Raw genomic sequence first — 1,049 nt, forward strand, 5'->3', positions numbered from 1 at the left:
ACAGCTGCGAGTCCTCCACGCCGGGCGGCTGCCGGAAGTCGGCGCCCTGCTCGACCGGGAGCAGCCGGGCTGCGGTGGCCTGGGCGGGGAGCGGGGCGTCCGTGGCGGATTCGGAGAAGGCGGGCAGCCCGAGGCTGCGGCGGTCAGGGGTCATGATCGCCAGTGTGACATGCTCCGCTCGCCTCCGGGCGCGGGGCACCCCGGTTCGGGGTCGATCCCGGTCGGCAGTCCGTCGCACCGGGATCCGCCAGGAGGCGCTTCGCCGAACGGCGTTACGGGCGGGCGGAGTCCGGCCGGAGTCGGCCGAATTCGGGTGCACGGGGTGCGCGGCGCTGGCAGCATGCGGGCCATGACCTCGTCCGATGTTGCTCGTGATGCCCTGCAAGGCCTGGCCCTCGGCGATGCGTTCGGGGAGCGGTGGTTCCCGCTGTTCCGTTCGCCGCAGGAGGCGTTCGAGTCGATCCGGGAGCGCCGGACGCCCGCCGAGTCGCCGTGGCACTGGACGGACGACACCGCCATGGCGCTGTCGGTGTACGGGGTGCTGACGGCGCACGGCGCGGTGCACCAGGAGCTGTTGGCGGAGGCGTTCGGGGTGACCTACCTGGCCGACGTCGGCCGGGGGTACGGGCACGGCATGCACCGGCTGCTGCCCCGGCTGGCCGAGCGGCCCGCCGGGTGGCGGACCGAGGCCCGCGGTCTGTTCGGGGGTGAGGGCAGTCTCGGCAACGGGGCGGCGATGCGGGTGGCGCCGTTGGGCGCCTGGTTCTGCGAGGACCTGGAGGAGGCCGCCGAGCAGGCCGTGTTCTCGGCGGAGGTCACGCACGCCCATCCGGAGGGCGTCGCGGGCGCGGTGGCCGTCGCGGTGGCGGCGGCGCTCGCGGCCCGCAGCCGCAACCGGCCGGCGCCGTCCGGGGCGGAGCTGCTGGCCGAGGTGGCGGGTCGGACTCCCGCCGGGCCGGTCCGGGACGGCCTGCGGACGGCGGCCGGGCTGCCCGCGGACACCGAGCCGTGGCGGGCCGCCGACGTCCTGGGCAACGGCAGCCGGGTCC

General features: G+C 76.5%; 1 protein-coding gene. It reads left to right on the forward strand.

From position 1 onward, the window contains the following. Window positions 1-349: 349 nt before the first annotated feature. The coding region (locus AA75_RS38695) for an ADP-ribosylglycohydrolase family protein (RefSeq protein ID WP_033825123.1) at window positions 350-1,049 on the forward strand (700 nt) is incomplete at its 3' end.

It is taken from the genome of Kitasatospora sp. MBT63 (assembly GCF_000710465.2).
GTDB lineage: Bacteria > Actinomycetota > Actinomycetes > Streptomycetales > Streptomycetaceae > Kitasatospora.